Below are 1,632 nucleotides of genomic sequence, written 5' to 3' on the forward strand. Positions count from 1 at the left end.
CCCCAAATTTTATTCGTCTGCTAACGGCACGACGAGCATATCAACACTAACATTATTCATCACTTGGCGAGTTGAAGACATAAACTTGCTCCAGAAATCTTGGTGATGTCCGGTAATTAATAAATCAATTTGATGTTTTTCAACTGCCTCTTCCAATACTTGACTGAAATCGCCGGTACCATTTAAACATTCTGATACCGGATATGAGATTTTAGAAGAAAGTTCGTTGAGTGCTCTAGTGGTTTCTTGCACGACACTATCTTGTACAGAAGACATATTAATGTCGATTAAACCTGTATAGAGGTCTGAAAAATTGACATCAACGTGGATAAGCGAGAGCTTCGCACCACATTTTTCAGCAAGATCCGCACCTTTACGGAGTAAAATGAGACTCTCTTCAGAAAGATCAACTGCGACTAAAATATGTTTGTACATAATAGACTCCTTATTTGCCTGTCTAAATCTTATCTTTGGTTCAAATACTAGCATATTCTTTCCAATTAAAATTTGAACTAGATCTCATTTTTGAAAAAATGTTTCAAATAATGGAGTCAGTTTTCTTCAAAATAAAAATAAAAGCTGTATTGAAAATAACTTTTTCACTTAAATTAATTCTGATATATCTTTATTCTAACAATAATTAGTGATAGTATTTGCGCCAAATCAAACTTTTACCTACTTTACAATACGGTAAGTCTTATGAAAATCGTTTCTGACGTAAAAAATACGAATCGTACAACTTGTACTATTCATTGCCAAAATTGCAGTATTAGTCAGCTCTGTTTACCATTCACACTGAACGAACATGAATTAACTCAGCTTGATAATATTATTGAGCGAAAAAAACCTGTCCAAAAATCTCAGATTATTTTCCAATCAGGTGATGAACTTCGTTCTATTTATGCAATTCGTTCAGGTACAATCAAAAGTTATACCATCAGCGAGAGCGGTGAAGAACAAATTACAGCATTTCATTTGCCTGGTGATTTAGTCGGTTTTGATGCGATTACTAATATGAAACACGTTGGTTTCGCACAAGCGCTTGAAACGTCAATGATTTGCGAAATTCCATTTGATATTTTAGATGATCTTGCGGGTAAAATGCCTAAAATTCGGCACCAAATTATGCGCTTAATGAGTAATGAAATTAAAAGCGATCAAGAAATGATTCTTTTACTTTCAAAAATGAGTGCGGAAGAAAAATTAGCTGCATTTTTGCATAATCTGTCTCAGCGTTACTCTACTCGTGGTTTCTCGGCACGTGAATTCCGTTTAACAATGACACGTGGAGATATCGGTAACTATTTAGGTTTAACCATCGAGACGATCAGCCGTTTATTAGGCCGTTTCCAAAAAAGTGGTATGATTACTGTGCAAGGTAGGTATATTACGATTAACCGTATGGATGAACTTACGGATATGGCAGGTGTGACGCGTTCACAATCTCCGATTATTGCACAAACAACGGCGTAAATAATATTAAAAACAAAGGAAGCCACCTTTTTTGATCTGACCCCAAAAAGTTAGACTGTTTAATTTAAGGACTGCGTTCTGTATTGTACAGGGCTCAGTCCTTTTAATTTAACTTGAATACGCTCATTGTTGTAATAATGAATGTACTCGTGAATCACT

The 1,632-nt window shown here is 35.2% G+C and carries 3 protein-coding genes; 1 reads left to right on the plus strand and 2 read right to left on the minus strand.

Features of this window, described 5'->3' with window-relative positions; all coding sequences use genetic code 11:
• Positions 1-9: 9 nt before the first annotated feature.
• Positions 10-435, minus strand: a complete 426-nt coding sequence (locus HMPREF0027_RS11155; protein ID WP_044024565.1) for a universal stress protein — start codon at positions 433-435, stop codon at positions 10-12.
• Between the two features lie 264 nt (positions 436-699).
• Between HMPREF0027_RS11155 and HMPREF0027_RS11160 the strand changes: the two genes are divergently transcribed.
• On the plus strand, positions 700-1,473 hold the full coding sequence (locus tag HMPREF0027_RS11160; protein ID WP_005625386.1) for an FNR family transcription factor: 774 nt from the start codon (positions 700-702) through the stop codon (positions 1,471-1,473).
• Positions 1,474-1,532: 59 nt separating this feature from the next.
• On the opposite strand, the gene HMPREF0027_RS11855 is transcribed toward HMPREF0027_RS11160, so the two are convergent.
• The coding region (locus HMPREF0027_RS11855) for an IS3 family transposase (protein WP_155812096.1) at positions 1,533-1,632 on the minus strand (100 nt) is incomplete at its 5' end.

The sequence above is a fragment of the Actinobacillus ureae ATCC 25976 genome (assembly GCF_000188255.1).
GTDB classification, from domain to species: domain Bacteria; phylum Pseudomonadota; class Gammaproteobacteria; order Enterobacterales; family Pasteurellaceae; genus Actinobacillus; species Actinobacillus ureae.